Origin of the sequence: Pseudomonas brassicacearum, from assembly GCF_000585995.1 — a bacterium.
In the GTDB taxonomy this organism is placed as follows: Bacteria; Pseudomonadota; Gammaproteobacteria; order Pseudomonadales; family Pseudomonadaceae; genus Aquipseudomonas; species Aquipseudomonas brassicacearum_A.
Map to the genome: position 1 here is coordinate 3759311 of NZ_CP007410.1, position 13165 is coordinate 3772475.

Annotated in this window: 13 protein-coding genes and 1 pseudogene; 8 read left to right on the top strand and 6 right to left on the bottom strand. The window is 61.7% G+C overall.

Features of this window, described 5'->3' with window-relative positions:
* Window positions 1–46: 46 nt before the first annotated feature.
* The 6 genes from gcvA (at window position 47) to CD58_RS15805 (ending at window position 4673) form a co-directional block, all read left to right on the top strand.
* Window positions 47–967 (top strand): transcriptional regulator GcvA, encoded by a 921-nt coding sequence (gene gcvA, locus CD58_RS15780; protein ID WP_025213962.1) that lies wholly within the window; start codon window positions 47–49, stop codon window positions 965–967.
* Between the two features lie 31 nt (window positions 968–998).
* The gene (locus tag CD58_RS15785) at window positions 999–1460 is read left to right on the top strand and encodes a GNAT family N-acetyltransferase (RefSeq protein ID WP_025213963.1); all 462 of its coding nucleotides are present in this window, start codon (window positions 999–1001) and stop codon (window positions 1458–1460) included.
* 17 nt (window positions 1461–1477) lie between these two features.
* Window positions 1478–2629, top strand: a complete 1152-nt coding sequence (locus CD58_RS15790; protein ID WP_025213964.1) for an epoxide hydrolase family protein — start codon at window positions 1478–1480, stop codon at window positions 2627–2629.
* Between the two features lie 473 nt (window positions 2630–3102).
* Window positions 3103–3384: a hypothetical protein gene (locus tag CD58_RS15795; RefSeq protein WP_025213965.1), complete on the top strand. Its 282-nt coding sequence runs from the start codon at window positions 3103–3105 to the stop codon at window positions 3382–3384.
* A 389-nt stretch (window positions 3385–3773) separates the two neighbouring features.
* Complete coding sequence (locus CD58_RS15800) at window positions 3774–4292, top strand: cysteine hydrolase family protein (RefSeq protein WP_025213966.1); 519 nt, start codon at window positions 3774–3776, stop codon at window positions 4290–4292.
* Window positions 4293–4352: 60 nt separating this feature from the next.
* Window positions 4353–4673 (top strand): isochorismate lyase, encoded by a 321-nt coding sequence (locus CD58_RS15805; RefSeq protein ID WP_025213967.1) that lies wholly within the window; start codon window positions 4353–4355, stop codon window positions 4671–4673.
* Between the two features lie 176 nt (window positions 4674–4849).
* Here the strand turns inward: CD58_RS15805 and CD58_RS15810 are convergent, their stop codons facing one another.
* From CD58_RS15810 to CD58_RS15830, 5 genes are all read right to left on the bottom strand, one after another.
* A complete protein-coding gene (locus tag CD58_RS15810) occupies window positions 4850–5071 on the bottom strand; it encodes a formate dehydrogenase subunit delta (protein WP_025213968.1) in 222 nt (73 codons plus the stop codon).
* Window positions 5068–7944 carry a formate dehydrogenase subunit alpha gene (gene fdhF, locus CD58_RS15815; RefSeq protein ID WP_025213969.1) on the bottom strand — a complete coding sequence of 959 codons (2877 nt, stop codon included), beginning with the start codon at window positions 7942–7944 and terminating at the stop codon, window positions 5068–5070. Before fdhF ends, CD58_RS15810 begins: the two co-directional genes overlap by 4 nt.
* Window positions 7941–9500 carry a formate dehydrogenase beta subunit gene (locus CD58_RS15820; RefSeq protein WP_025213970.1) on the bottom strand — a complete coding sequence of 520 codons (1560 nt, stop codon included), beginning with the start codon at window positions 9498–9500 and terminating at the stop codon, window positions 7941–7943. Before CD58_RS15820 ends, fdhF begins: the two co-directional genes overlap by 4 nt.
* Entirely contained in the window at window positions 9494–9976 is a 483-nt protein-coding gene (locus tag CD58_RS15825; protein WP_025213971.1) for a formate dehydrogenase subunit gamma, read from the bottom strand. The genes CD58_RS15820 and CD58_RS15825 overlap by 7 nt, the downstream gene beginning before the upstream one ends.
* Window positions 9977–10421: 445 nt before the next feature.
* Window positions 10422–10991, bottom strand: coding sequence for a carboxymuconolactone decarboxylase family protein (locus tag CD58_RS15830; RefSeq protein WP_025213972.1), 570 nt, complete (start codon window positions 10989–10991; stop codon window positions 10422–10424).
* 73 nt (window positions 10992–11064) lie between these two features.
* Between CD58_RS15830 and CD58_RS15835 the strand changes: the two genes are divergently transcribed.
* Both CD58_RS15835 and CD58_RS15840 read left to right on the top strand, forming a co-directional pair.
* On the top strand, window positions 11065–11400 hold the full coding sequence (locus CD58_RS15835; protein ID WP_025213973.1) for a winged helix-turn-helix transcriptional regulator: 336 nt from the start codon (window positions 11065–11067) through the stop codon (window positions 11398–11400).
* Window positions 11401–11451: 51 nt separating this feature from the next.
* Complete coding sequence (locus CD58_RS15840) at window positions 11452–12492, top strand: alpha/beta hydrolase family protein (protein WP_025213974.1); 1041 nt, start codon at window positions 11452–11454, stop codon at window positions 12490–12492.
* 21 nt (window positions 12493–12513) lie between these two features.
* Here CD58_RS15840 and CD58_RS15845 read toward each other — a convergent pair.
* Window positions 12514–13054 (bottom strand): annotated as a pseudogene (locus CD58_RS15845) (cytochrome b).
* Between the last annotated feature and the right edge of the window lie 111 nt (window positions 13055–13165).

Sequence of the window (13165 nt, forward strand, 5' to 3'; positions counted from 1 at the left end):
CTGACAAACGCTTTAATTGCGCCTCATATGTGACTAAATTAGACACATGATCGCCGACCTCCCCCCGTTGAACGCCGTCCGCGCCTTCGCCGCTGCCGCTCGCCACCAGAGCTTCAGTCGCGCAGCCGAAGAACTGCACGTCAGCCATAGCGCCGTCAGCCGGCACGTAAAGCTGCTCGAAGAGCGCCTGGGCGTGTCGCTGTTCGAGCGTCGAACCCGTCAGTCTTTGCTCACGCCCGAGGGGAAAGCGTTTTACGAACAAGTCAGCGAGGCGCTGACACAGATCGCCAACGCCGCTGCCACCCTGACCCGCCGTGCATCCCAGCGCAAAGTCACCATCAACGTGCGCCCGTCCTTCGCGGTGCGCTGGTTGATCCCTCGGCTACCGGATTTCGTCGTGCTGCACCCGGACATCAAGCCTGAAGTGGTCACCAGCACCAGGGCACCGGACCCGTCACGGGAACCCTTCGATGTGGTCATTCGCCGTGGACATTCCGGCTGGTCAGCCAGCGTGAAGCCCACCGTGCTGCTGGAAGACGACTTGTTGCTGGTCGCCGCGCCATCGTTGCTGCAAAACGTGCCACTGGACAGCACCCACGATCTGGCCCGGCACACCTTGCTGTCGGGCAAGACCCGTAGCAGCGATTGGCAAGACTGGGCGGAACACGCAGGGAACGAGCCATTGAACAACCTGCCGACCCTGCAATTCGATCACATGCACCTCGTGCTGCAGGCCGCCGTCGATGGGCTGGGCGTGGCGTTGTGTCCGGCTTCGCTGCTGGGTAGGGATTTGTCCAACGGGCGCCTGACCTGTCCACTGCCGGCGTTGCGCCTGCCGTTGTCCCGTTTCTATTACGGTGTTTCTCGGGATGCGGTGGGTGAAACGCAGGTTTTTGTGGATTGGTTGTTTTCTCAGATCCAGCAGAATGCAGCCGCCGCGACATCTAGAACCGATGCCGTTTTTTGATGCTCGATTTGTTCAGTCAGATGGATCTCCAATGATTACACCAAGGGATGAACTCGCGATACGTCAGATCTCAGCACTGCCCCCGGAAATTCTGCGGCTAGAAGCGCAGGCAATAACGGAAGGTTTCAGGTTTCTCACGCGCCTGATTGCTGATTGGAAAGACGGCTCCAATCGATTCGATCAACCCGGGGAAGGTCTTTTTGGAGCTTTCAGCAATGGGCAGCTTGTTGCCATTGGTGGTCTGTCAAATGATCCCTATGCCGGGGCGGATATCGGCAGACTGCGTCGGGTATACGTCTGGCGTGCAGCAAGGGGTCAACATGTGGGAAAAGCGTTGGTGCAGCGGCTTCTTGCGCATGCAGCGCAAAGCTTCAGTGTGGTGCGTTTGTCAACGGATACGCCAGAGGGCGCAGCCTTTTACCTGCGCTGCGGATTTCGGCCAGTAGAGGACGATTTTGCGACCCATGTCATGTCATTTTCAGATGTCAGGTAATCAGGACGAAAACACGCATGCTCATCGAGCCTTTCTCCATCGACATCCCCAACAGCGCCCTTGAAGACCTTCGGCACCGCCTGCTGAACGCAAGGCTGCCAGAGCCCTTGGCCGAGCAAGGCTGGAGCGAAGGCATGGACATGGATGTGCTACGAGAGCTTCTCGCACATTGGTCGACCGCGTTCGATTGGCGGGCCCAGGAAGCCGCGCTGAATCGCCTGCCGCAGTTTGTCACCCACATCGGCGGGCAAAGGGTCCACTTTATTCATCAACGTGGCACCGGTCCGAAGCCGATGCCGCTCATCCTCACCCACGGCTGGCCCGGCTCGTTCATTGAGATGCAGCGCATCATCCCTTTGCTGACGGACCCGGCCCGCCATGGCGGCGATCCTGCGGATGCCTTCGATGTGGTGGTGCCCTCTCTGCCCGGCTATACCTTTTCCGCGCCGTTCAAGCAACCCGGCAGGGGGCCGTATGCAATTGCCGGGTTATGGAACGAGTTGATGAGCGGGCTGGGTTATGAACGGTTTAGTGCCCAGGGCGGGGACATTGGCGCGGGGGTGTCGACCTGGCTTGGCGTGCGGTTTCCCGAGCGAGTGACGGGTATTCACCTCAATTACATTCCGGGCTCTTATCACCCTCCCCTTGGCGAAACCGAGCCTGCGCTGACAGAAGCGGAATCGGACTTCCTGCAACGCGCGGCGGCATTTGCCGACGCCGAAGGCGCCTATGGGCACATTCAGCGAACCAAACCCCAGAGCCTGGCCGTGGGCCTGAATGACTCCCCGGCCGGGCTGTTGGCGTGGATGGGGGAAAAGATCCTGTCCTGGAGTGATGCAAGCGCTGGCCCGGTCATTGACCGTGACTGGTTGCTGACCAACGTGACGCTCTACTGGCTGACGAATTGCATTGGCTCGTCGTTTCGTCAGTATGTGGAAGGCAGCAAGCGGCCATTGCTGTTCAACAGCGGCGAGCGGGTGAAGCCTGCGGTTGGGGTGGCGCTGTTTCCCAAGGAACTGCCCATGCCGCCGAGGAGTTGGGTGGCGCGTTGCTGCGACGTGCAGCGCTGGACGGCAATGCCCCGGGGTGGTCACTTTGCCGCGTTGGAACAGCCGGAGTTGTTGGCGGAGGATATCAGGGCGTTTTTCCGGCCGTTGCGTCAGGTGTGATGGCCCGAACTGGCCGTCCTAAAATCTCGTAGGAATTTACCTCCCGTGGCGAGGGAGCTTGCTCCCGCTGGGTTGCGAAGCAGCCCCAAATCGGCCACTGCGTTTCGCCAGGTACACCGCAGGCACCGGTTTTACGGCGGCTGCGCCACCGAGCGGGAGCAAGCGCCCTCGCCACAAGGGGCTGGGGCGTCCTACAGGTCGGTTGTGGGTGCCGGGATCGACTTCTATAGTTGGCTCGTCACTGGCTTTGGCCGGTGATTGGGTTTCGCAGCCCGAATGAACAAATCTAGATACCGTCAAATGAAATTCAGGCAAACTTGCCCGCTTTCATTTTATGGCGGTTGCGCGCGGGAGGCTTTCGGGTCTGCCGAGTTTTGGATTCGTTCCTCGGTCTGCGAACCCTCGCGCAACTGCCACCCAAATGATTCGCAGCAGAAAGGTGGCGATTCTTTCTATCGAACGAGTGCAACCTTATGACAACGAATCAAGCATCTGCCCGCTTCACCCCCCTCACCCAAACCGCCACCACCCACCCCGTCCTGCTGATCGACACCCAAGCCCCGCTGCCCGAACTCCATGCCTGTGCCAGCGAACGCCTGCACGCCACGCTCGATTACCTGACGCTGGTCGCTTGCACCAGCCTGCGGGATTCGGCAGAGAACGACATCGCCACCATCACCAATGTCGCCCGAATCCTGGTACAGGATGTGGCGGATGTGTTCGGCGTGATCGAACAACGCGGACTAGAAGGCTAACCACCTCCTGTGGCGAGGGAGCTTGCTCCCGCTGGGCTGCGAAGCAGCCCCAAACCAGTCACCGCGTTTCGCCAGGCACACCGCAAACACCGGTTTTACGACTGCTGCGCAGCCGAGCGGGAGCAAGCTCCCTCGCCACAGTGTCCACCCATCCAAACAGGGGCCGCATATATCTGCGCAAGCAAGGCTTGCCAATCCGGATCGCCTCCAGTTACTGTCAGGCCATGAATTTTTCTCAGATGACCTCGACCACCACAACCACGACCGCCCAAGGCGGGTCGTGCGAGATGTCGTGAGTCACTGACACACGAATCCCAAAGGCCCGCCAGTGATGGTAAGGGCCTTTTCTTTTGCCCTTGCGTCACTGGCCCAAACGCAAGGAAAGCACCATGCATGCTCTGTTGATTCTCGATATGCAGGTCGGGTTGTTTCACGGCCCGGATAAACCCTGGGCAGGCGAAGCGCTGCTAGAGACCCTGAATGACCTGATGGGCAAAGCTCGGAGCGCCGGTGCCCCGATCTTTCTGGTTCGTCATGTAGGTCCACCTGGCTCGCCTATCGAACCTGGAAGTCCATTGACGCACTTGGTACCGGAACTGCGGCTGGCGGGCGATGAAGTGATCTTCGAAAAAAATCGGCCCAATGCATTTGCGATGACGGGTTTGGCCGAGCGGCTGAGGGCGTGTGGCGCTGAGGGCGTGGTTATCGCCGGGATGAAAACCCAGTATTGTATCGACAGCACTTGCCGCGCGGCCCGGGACCTAGGGTTCGATGCCGTACTGATCGCCGACGGTCATACTTGCGCCGATACGCCTGTCTTGAAGGCGCAAGTTATCATCGCGCATCACAACACAACGTTGGCCGGCCCTTTCTGCAACGTCGTTCGAGCCGAGAACTGGAGTTTTTAATCCACAACGCAGATCGGCTCAGGCTGGGCCGATCCTATTCAAAGAAGTGGAGTGATCTACATGAACGCCAGCAACTCGCTCCCCCCCTCAGAGTGCGCCAACATGGAGGACATCCGAGGCGAAATCGATGCCCTTGACCAGGCCATTATCAAACTATTGGGCAGGCGCTATCAGTACGTACTCGCGGCCTCCAAGTTCAAGACCTCGGCACCTTCGGTGCGTGCTCCCGAGCGCTTCAAGGCCATGCTCGCCACCCGACGGAAGTGGGCCGAAGCCGAAGGCCTGAGCCCGGATGCCATCGAGAAGATGTACAGCGACCTGGTGAACCACTTCATTGCCGAAGAGATGAAACACTGGGCGGCTCATCAAGCCAAAACCTGATCACCCAACCGCTTTTTGTGGCGAGGGAGCTTGCTCCCGCTGGGCTGCGAAGCAGCCCCAAACCGGCCACCACGTTTCGCCAGACAGACCGCAGGCACAGGTTTTACGACGGCTGCGCCGCCGAGCGGGAGCAAGCTCCCTCGCCACTGGGGAGCATGCGCCCACGGATCACCGCGCTAGGCGTTCACCTCCGGTTCCACCAGCGCCGCCAACACCAACGGGTGCAGGACAGCCTCCGGATGTTTCTTCTCCCATTCCAACAAATCCCGGCGCATACCCGGGGTCCAGAAGCTCTTGATGTGCTGGCGCACACCATTCACCGCCAGCGCGTGGTCCGGTTCGCTGGTGAAGTACTGCGCGATCTGGTTGGCCATTTTGATCAGGCTTTCAGAGCTCATCGACGTACCTCGGCTTTTTCGGCATGACGGCGTTCCTTCAGCAGACGGCCCTGTTCATCACTGAACGCCTGGTAGCGTTTCTGCCATTCCGAAGGCTGGCTGACCCGCACGATCTCGACCGCCGTCACCTTGTATTCCGGGCAGTTGGTGGCCCAGTCGGAGTTGTCGGTGGTGATCACGTTGGCGCCCGATTCCGGGAAGTGGAATGTGGTGTAGACCACGCCCGGCGCCACGCGCTCGGTCACCTTGGCGCGAAGCACCGTCTGCCCGGCGCGACTGCCGATACCGACCCAGTCGTCCTCGACGATGCCGCGGTTTTCGGCGTCGGTCGGGTGGATTTCCAGGCGGTCTTCCTCATGCCAGGCCACGTTGTCGGTGCGCCGGGTCTGGGCGCCGACGTTGTACTGGCTGAGGATGCGCCCAGTCGTCAGCAGCAGCGGATAGCGGCCGTTGACCTTCTCTTCAGTGGGCACGTAGCCGGTGAGCATGAAGCGCCCTTTACCGCGTACGAACTGATCGATGTGCATGGTCGGCGTGCCGTCCGGCGCTTCATCGTTGCAAGGCCATTGCAGGCTGCCATGACGCTCCAGTTCGGCGTAGCTGACGCGGCTGAACGTTGGTGTCAGGCTGGCGATCTCGTCCATGATTTCCGAGGGATGGCTGTAGTGCATCTTGTAGCCCAACGCGTCGGCCAGGGCGATGGTGGCTTCCCAATCGGCCTTGCCGGCCAGTGGGTCCATGACCTTGCGCACCCGGGAGATGCGGCGTTCGGCGTTGGTGAACGTGCCGTCCTTCTCGAGGAAGGAACTGCCCGGCAGGAACACGTGGGCGAACTTGGCCGTTTCGTTGAGGAAGATGTCCTGGACGATCACGCACTCCAGGGCGCTCAGGGCAGCGGTCACGTGCTGGGTGTTCGGGTCGCTCTGGGCGATGTCCTCACCCTGGCAATACAGCGCCTTGAAGGTGCCATCCAGGGCGGCCTCGAACATGTTCGGAATGCGCAGGCCCGGATCGGGTTGCAGGGTGACATTCCAGGCCTGTTCGAACTGGGCGCGCACCACTTCATTGGAAATGTGCCGGTAGCCAGGCAGCTCATGGGGGAACGAGCCCATGTCGCAGGAACCCTGGACGTTGTTCTGTCCACGCAGCGGGTTCACCCCGACTCCTTCGCGGCCGATGTTGCCGGTGACCATGGCCAGGTTGGCGATGCCCATCACCGAGGTACTGCCCTGGCTGTGCTCGGTGACGCCGAGGCCGTAATAGATGGCCGCGTTGCCGCCGGTGGCGTAGAGCCGTGCAGCCGCGCGAATCTGATCGGCCGGCACACCGCACACCGGGCCCAGCACTTCCGGTGAGTTCTCCGCCAGGCTGACGAAATCGCGCCAGCGGGCGAAGTCCGCCGCCTCGCAGCGTTCCTCGACAAAAGGTTGGTCGACCAGCCCTTCAGTGACGATCACGTGGGCCAATGCGTTGAGCATCGCCACGTTGGTGCCTGGCCGCAGTTGCAGGTGCAGGTCGGCGCGGGCATGGGGTGAATCCACCAGGTCGATACGGCGTGGATCGATGACGATCAGCCGCGCGCCCTGGCGCAGACGCCGCTTGAGTTGGGAGCCGAACACCGGGTGAGCGTCGGTGGGGTTGGCGCCCATCACCAGGATGACGTCAGCCTTCATGACCGAGTCGAAGTTCTGGGTACCGGCGGACTCACCCAACGTCTGCTTGAGGCCATAGCCGGTAGGCGAATGGCACACACGGGCGCAGGTGTCGACGTTGTTGTTGCCGAAAGCGGTGCGCACCAGTTTCTGCACCAGGTAGGTTTCTTCGTTGGTGCAGCGGCTGGAGGTGATGCCACCGATGGAATCACGTCCGTACTTCAGTTGGATGCGGCGCAGCTCGCTGGCGGCGTAGGTGACTGCCTCTTCCCAGCTGACTTCCTGCCACGGGTCGCTGATGTGCTTGCGGATCATCGGCTTGGTGATGCGGTCCGGGTGCGTCGCATAGCCCCAGGCGAAGCGGCCCTTGACGCAAGAATGGCCGTGGTTGGCCTGGCCGTTCTTGTCCGGGACCATGCGCACCAGTTGCTCGCCTTTCATTTCGGCGCGGAAGGAACAACCCACGCCGCAGTAGGCACACGTGGTGATGACGCTGCGCTCCGGCTGGCCGATCTCTACGACACTCTTGTCGATCAGCGTGGCCGTCGGGCACGCCTGCACGCAAGCGCCGCAGGAGACGCATTCGGAATCGAGGAAGTTGTCGCCGCCCGCCGCCGCCACCCGGGAGTCGAAACCACGCCCGGTGATGGTCAGCGCGAAGGTGCCCTGGATTTCTTCGCAAGCGCGTACGCAGCGGTTGCAGACGATGCACTTGCTCGGGTCGTATTCGAAATAGGGGTTGGAAACGTCCTTGGCTTCGGACAGGTGATTGGCGCCCTCGTAGCCGTAGCGCACCTCGCGCAGGCCCACCTGCCCCGCCACGGTCTGCAACTCGCAATTGCCGTTGGCCGCGCACGTCAGGCAGTCCAGCGGGTGGTCGGAGATGTACAGCTCCATCACGTTGCGGCGCAAATCGGCGAGCCTGGAGGTCTGGGTACGCACCACCATGCCCTCGGTCACCGGCGTGGTGCAGGAAGCCGGGTAGCCGCGCATGCCGTCGATCTCCACCAGGCACATGCGGCAGGAGCCGAAGGCTTCCAGGCTGTCGGTGGCGCAGAGTTTGGGAATGGTGGTGCCGAGCAACGCGGCGGCGCGCATCACCGAGGTGCCGGAGGCGACGCTGATTTCGCGACCGTCGATGGTCAGGCTGACCTGCACGTCGCTTTCACGCGCCGGGGTGCCAAGGTCGATGTCGCTGCTGGGGTCGAAGATGTTGATCATAGGTCGGCCTCCGTGGTCGCCAGACCGAAGTCGGCGGGGAAATACTTCAGGGCGCTGGCGACAGGATAAGAGGTCATCCCACCGAGAGCGCAGAGCGAGCCGTATTGCAGGGTGTCGCACAGATCCTTGAGCAGCAGGACCTGTTCCTCACGGGCACCGGCATCGGTGCTCGCCATCAAGCGATCCACCGCCTCGACACCCCGGGTAGAACCGATCCGGCATGGCGTGCACTTGCCGCACGACTCCTCGGCACAGAACTGCAAGGCGAAACGCGCCATGTGGGCCATGTCCAGGGTGTCGTCGGCGACCACCACGCCACCGTGGCCGAGCATCGCGCCCATGGCGGCGAATGCCTCGTAGTCCAGCGGTGTGTCGAATTGCGAGGGCGGAACCCAAGCCCCCAACGGCCCACCCACTTGCGCGGCCTTCAACGGTCGACCGCTGGCGGTCCCACCGCCGTAGCCTTCCACCAGTTCACGCAGGGTCAGGCCAAAGGCACGCTCCACCAGGCCACCCTGGCGCACATTGCCGGCCAGTTGAAACGGCATCGTGCCCAGGGAGCGGCCCATGCCGAAATCGCGGTAGAACTGTGCGCCCTTCTCCAGGATCACCGGCACCGAGGCCAGGGTCACGACGTTGTGGACCAGCGTCGGCAGCCCGAACAGGCCTTGGATGGCGGGTAGCGGCGGCTTGGCGCGAACCGTGCCGCGCTTGCCCTCGAGGGATTCGAGCAACGCCGTTTCCTCACCGCAAATGTAGGCGCCAGCGCCGACGCGAACCTCAATATCGAAGGCGCGGCCGCTACCGCTCACGTTCGCGCCCAGATACCCGGCTTCACGGGTGATGCGCAGGGCATCGTTCAGGGTGCTGATGGCGTCCGGGTATTCCGAGCGCACGTAGATGTAGCCCAGGGTGGCACCGACAGTGGTACCGGCGATGATCATGCCTTCGATCAGCAGGAAGGGGTCGCCCTCCATCAGCATACGGTCGGCGAAAGTGCCGGAGTCGCCCTCATCGGCGTTACACACGATGTATTTCTGCGCGCCGACCGCGTCGCGAACGGTGCGCCACTTGATGCCCGCCGGGAATGCCGCGCCACCTCGGCCGCGCAGGCCGGAATCGAGCACACTGGCCACCACGTCTGCGCCGTCCGTCTGGAGGGCCCGGGCCAGTCCCAGGAAACCGCCCTGGGCACGGTAGTCGTCCAGCGACAGCGGCTGGGTGATGCCGGCACGCGCGAACAGCAGGCGCTGCTGGCTCTTGAGATAGGGAATTTCCTCCACCGGCCCCAAGGCCAGTGGATGACTGCCGGGATCGCCGACCAGCGCATCCAGCAGGCTCGGCACGTCTTGCGGCGTGACGGGGCCGAACCCCAGCCGAACGCCGACGCTTTCCAGCTCAACCAGTGGTTCGAGCCAATAGAGGCCACGGGAACTGGTGCGGCGCAGGGTCAGCGGCAATTGCCGACGTTCGGCCTCACGGGCCAGCGCATCGGCCACTTTATCCGCGCCCACGGCGCGGGCCACTGAATCGCGAGGGATATAGAGCGTCAGCATGCCCCGTCCTCCATACAGCCTTTTACCAACTCGCGCAGGCGCTCGGGGGTGAGCCGTGCGTGCAGCTCGCCGTCCAGTTCCAGGGCTGGCGAACAAACGCAGGCACCCAGGCAATAGACCGGCCGCAGGCTGATGCTGCCATCGGCACTGGTGCCGTGGTCATCCAACGCCAGTTGTTCACGCAACTGCGCCGCCAGGCGCTCGGCGCCCATGCTCTGGCAGGACTCGGCCCGGCACAGGCGCAGGGTATGGCGTGCCGGCGGCGTGGTGCGAAAGTCGTGGTAGAAGCTGATCACGCCGCGCACTTCAGCCTGGCTGAGGTTGAGGGCATGGGAGATTTCCGGGACGGCGGCATCGGGAACGTACCCGCAGCCTTCCTGGATGGCGTGGAGAATCGGCAGCAGGGCACCAGGGGTGTCCTTCTCGCGCTCCAACACGCTGTGAATCAGAGGCAGGTGAAGCGTCTCATCAGGCATAAAGTACCTCGGCATCTCGAACGACACCGCCGCCTAGGCGGCAGCCGTCCGGAGTCTTGGCTGCGGCGTCCGGTCCACGTCACGGTAGCGTGGCTAATCCGATCGCCATTCTCGCTCTCCGGCCAGGTGTCTTTGGCGCACCTGGTCCGGGGCATCCTCACAGCTTGCCACTCCCGGGGGTTGGCGGTTGCACGTGGACGACAAAACGTGTCCTGAAAGCGACTCGGGGTGAAAGTCGTCCTGCCGCGGTGCAAAGGCAAATACACAAGTGATTGTAGGCGAGCCACAGCTATCGATGAGAATGGGCAACTGCCTACCTACTGTATGAGCGATCAAGGATAACTCTCAGCCCAAAGCCGCCCTTCCTGAAGGACCAAATCGGCCAGAAAATGTCGCTCAGGATTCTGGCCGAATGGTCGTTGCGGTTTAGTAACGTCGGGCTGCCTCAAATGCAGGCGTTCGCCTCATTCCGGTATTCACTGAAGCTCGCTGCGTTTTGTTCGAGCGGTAAAGCAAGGCCATTAGCGATGTACGAGACCGTGCGGTAGAAGCCTGCGAGCATGAGAATCTCCAGGATCTGGTCATCGTCGAAATGTGTTCTGATGTTCAAGAACTCCTCATCGCTCAACGCCGCGCGGTCATGAAGTGCATCGATCGTAGCGAGGAGAGCGGCCTCCTCCTCCTTCCAATGCTCCAGCCGAAGCGGGTACTCCAACGTGCCAGCAACCTCCTCCCTGGTAAGCCCGGCAGCTTGAGCGAAGGCCATCACATGTACCCCCCATTCGTATTCGCATCCGGTGCGAGCGCAGACTCTATCGATGACAAGCTCTCTTTGGCGAAGTGTCAGCAATGAGCCATCCAGCAACGAACCGCCACTGAATTTGCGCCACGCGCGATCACTGCTGGCGATGGTCGAGAATAGAACGAGAGGCGGTACGCCTACTCCCATTATTCTGTCGAATGCGGCTCTGACTTCGTCCGGGTAGGGTTCACTAAGTGCTTTGATTCGTGACATGGCGTATCCTCCGCTATTGAATGTGTAGCAAGGATAATCGCTACTAAATGTGTAGCAGGCAAGAGAAATAACGATGAATGATAGTCAGCACTGCGCTTCATCAATACTCAGGGGACGCCGGCCGATCATGGCTCTCCTGGATTTACTGGGACAAAAATGGGCGTTGAGAGTCCTTTGGGAGTTGCGTGATCAAGCCATGAGCTCCAGGGCGTTGAGGAGTGCAGCGGGAGACATTTCTCCTACCGTGTTGCAAAGCAGAATAAATGAGCTGCGCAATGCGGGCCTCGTTGAACTGGTCGACGAGGGCTATAAGCTCACACCACTTGGCCTGGAGTTGTCGCAAGCATTTGCACCGCTCTACCGGTTCGCAGGCAAATGGGCGGACTGCCTGGAGCAGGAACCCCACTAGCCTCCCCAGCGGGTAAGATAATGATTCGAACTATCAAGGAAGATCATGATATTGAAAACAGCTCTTGGCGCACTGCTTCTGATCTGCCTGACCGTCCCCGCACTCGCTGACGATAGCCCTATCGGCTTCCAGGCCTCTACGCTGCCAGACCCGCAGAATGACCGCCCGTTGGAGATGGTCGTCTGGTACCCCAGTGCAACCACCGCCACACCGCAGTTGATCGCCGACAATCCGGTGTTTGTCAGTGCCCTGGCCGTGCGCAACGCGCCACCGGCGGCCGGCGAGCATCCCTTGGTGGTGCTCTCCCACGGTTACGGGGGTAATTGGCGAAACCAGACGTGGCTCGCCAGCGCACTGGCCCATAAGGGTTTCATCGTCGCGGCGGTCAACCACCCCGGCACCACCAGCCAGGACCGCAGCCCTCAAGCCGCGGCGCAGTTATGGCGACGGCCCGGTGACCTCAGTCGTGCCATCGACGCGGTGACGGCCCAGCCGGAACAATTTGGCGTGGTCGCAAAGCGTCAAATTGCAGCTGTGGGCCATTCACTCGGTGGCTGGACCGTCCTGGAAATCAGCGGTGCACGTTTCGACCCCAACCTTTTCACCCAGGACTGCAACGCCCACCCGAAATTGGCCAGTTGCACCGTTTACCAACTGATGAAGCCCGAAAGCACCGCGGAATCGAAGGCCCGGCTGGGCGCTGATTTGAGCGACAAACGTGTCACAGCCATTGTTTCATTGGACCTGGGCCTGTCACGCGGACTGACCGATGCGAGCCTTGCCGCGCTCCCGGTCCCGACACTGGTGATCGCGGCGGGTGTGCCGTCTGAAGTTCTCCCTGCGCAGATGGAGTCGGCAAACTTGGCCAAACGCCTGCCCCCAGCGTCGACGCGCTACGTCGAGATCAGCGATGCCAGCCATTTCAGTTTCCTGGCGCAGTGCAAACCCGGCGGGGCGGCGGTGATCGAAAAGAACACGCCAGGCGATGGCATGATTTGCGCGGATGGCGACGGCGCTCGCCCACGTGAGGTGATCCAGCAACAGATTACATCGCTGGTCAGCGAGTTTCTGGCGCGGCCACCTCCTAACTGAATAGCCTGGGAACCACCGCTATTATTGTCTCGGCAGCATCCGAGCCAGGGTATCGTCACCCACCCAATAGTGATGAATCAGGCCGGCCGCCGCATGCAGGCCAATCAACCAATAGCCGCTGCTGCCCAGCAGCTCGTGCCAATACTTGAGCTGTTTGGCCAGGTCCGGGTCCACCGCTAGGGGGCCGGCAGGAAGAAACCGAAATACGGCACCGGTTTCCCCCGGCGGCCAGCATCAACCAGGCCAGCACCGGCGTCGCTATCATCAGGCCGTACAGCGCCAGGTGCATCAGGTGCGCAAGGCCGGTCTGCCAGGCCGGCGGCGCAGGCGTGATGGGCGGGCGTGGCGTCAGGCGACCGAACAGGCGGACCCAAACCAGTGCAAAAATGCTCAGCCCGAACAGCCCGTGCAACCCCAATAGCAGGCTTCGCCCGGTGCTGCCACGGGGCAAGAAGCCCTTGATCTCGATGCACGCATACACGCCAACGAACAGCGCCAGCATCAGCCAATGCAGGGTCATCGACAGTTTTCCATAACGGTTTACAGCTATATCGCGGGTCATAACGCGCCTCGTGAAAGTCTGGTGGCCTGCCAACTCATTTGGCAGCTGCGATCCGGTTATTCAGAACCGCCCCTGCCAACCTGCCGGTGAAGTCTTAAGGCAGTCTGAAGA

Excerpts from the sequence above, each read along its gene's own strand:
- gcvA (WP_025213962.1), top strand. The coding sequence starts at position 47 with ATGATCGCCGACCTCCCCCCGTTGAACGCCGTCCGCGCCTTCGCCGCT.
- CD58_RS15785 (WP_025213963.1), top strand. The coding sequence starts at position 999 with ATGATTACACCAAGGGATGAACTCGCGATACGTCAGATCTCAGCACTG.
- CD58_RS15790 (WP_025213964.1), top strand. The coding sequence starts at position 1,478 with ATGCTCATCGAGCCTTTCTCCATCGACATCCCCAACAGCGCCCTTGAA.
- CD58_RS15795 (WP_025213965.1), top strand. The coding sequence starts at position 3,103 with ATGACAACGAATCAAGCATCTGCCCGCTTCACCCCCCTCACCCAAACC.
- CD58_RS15800 (WP_025213966.1), top strand. The coding sequence starts at position 3,774 with ATGCATGCTCTGTTGATTCTCGATATGCAGGTCGGGTTGTTTCACGGC.
- CD58_RS15805 (WP_025213967.1), top strand. The coding sequence starts at position 4,353 with ATGAACGCCAGCAACTCGCTCCCCCCCTCAGAGTGCGCCAACATGGAG.
- CD58_RS15810 (WP_025213968.1), bottom strand. The coding sequence starts at position 5,071 with ATGAGCTCTGAAAGCCTGATCAAAATGGCCAACCAGATCGCGCAGTAC.
- fdhF (WP_025213969.1), bottom strand. The coding sequence starts at position 7,944 with ATGATCAACATCTTCGACCCCAGCAGCGACATCGACCTTGGCACCCCG.
- CD58_RS15820 (WP_025213970.1), bottom strand. The coding sequence starts at position 9,500 with ATGCTGACGCTCTATATCCCTCGCGATTCAGTGGCCCGCGCCGTGGGC.
- CD58_RS15825 (WP_025213971.1), bottom strand. The coding sequence starts at position 9,976 with ATGCCTGATGAGACGCTTCACCTGCCTCTGATTCACAGCGTGTTGGAG.
- CD58_RS15830 (WP_025213972.1), bottom strand. The coding sequence starts at position 10,991 with ATGTCACGAATCAAAGCACTTAGTGAACCCTACCCGGACGAAGTCAGA.
- CD58_RS15835 (WP_025213973.1), top strand. The coding sequence starts at position 11,065 with ATGAATGATAGTCAGCACTGCGCTTCATCAATACTCAGGGGACGCCGG.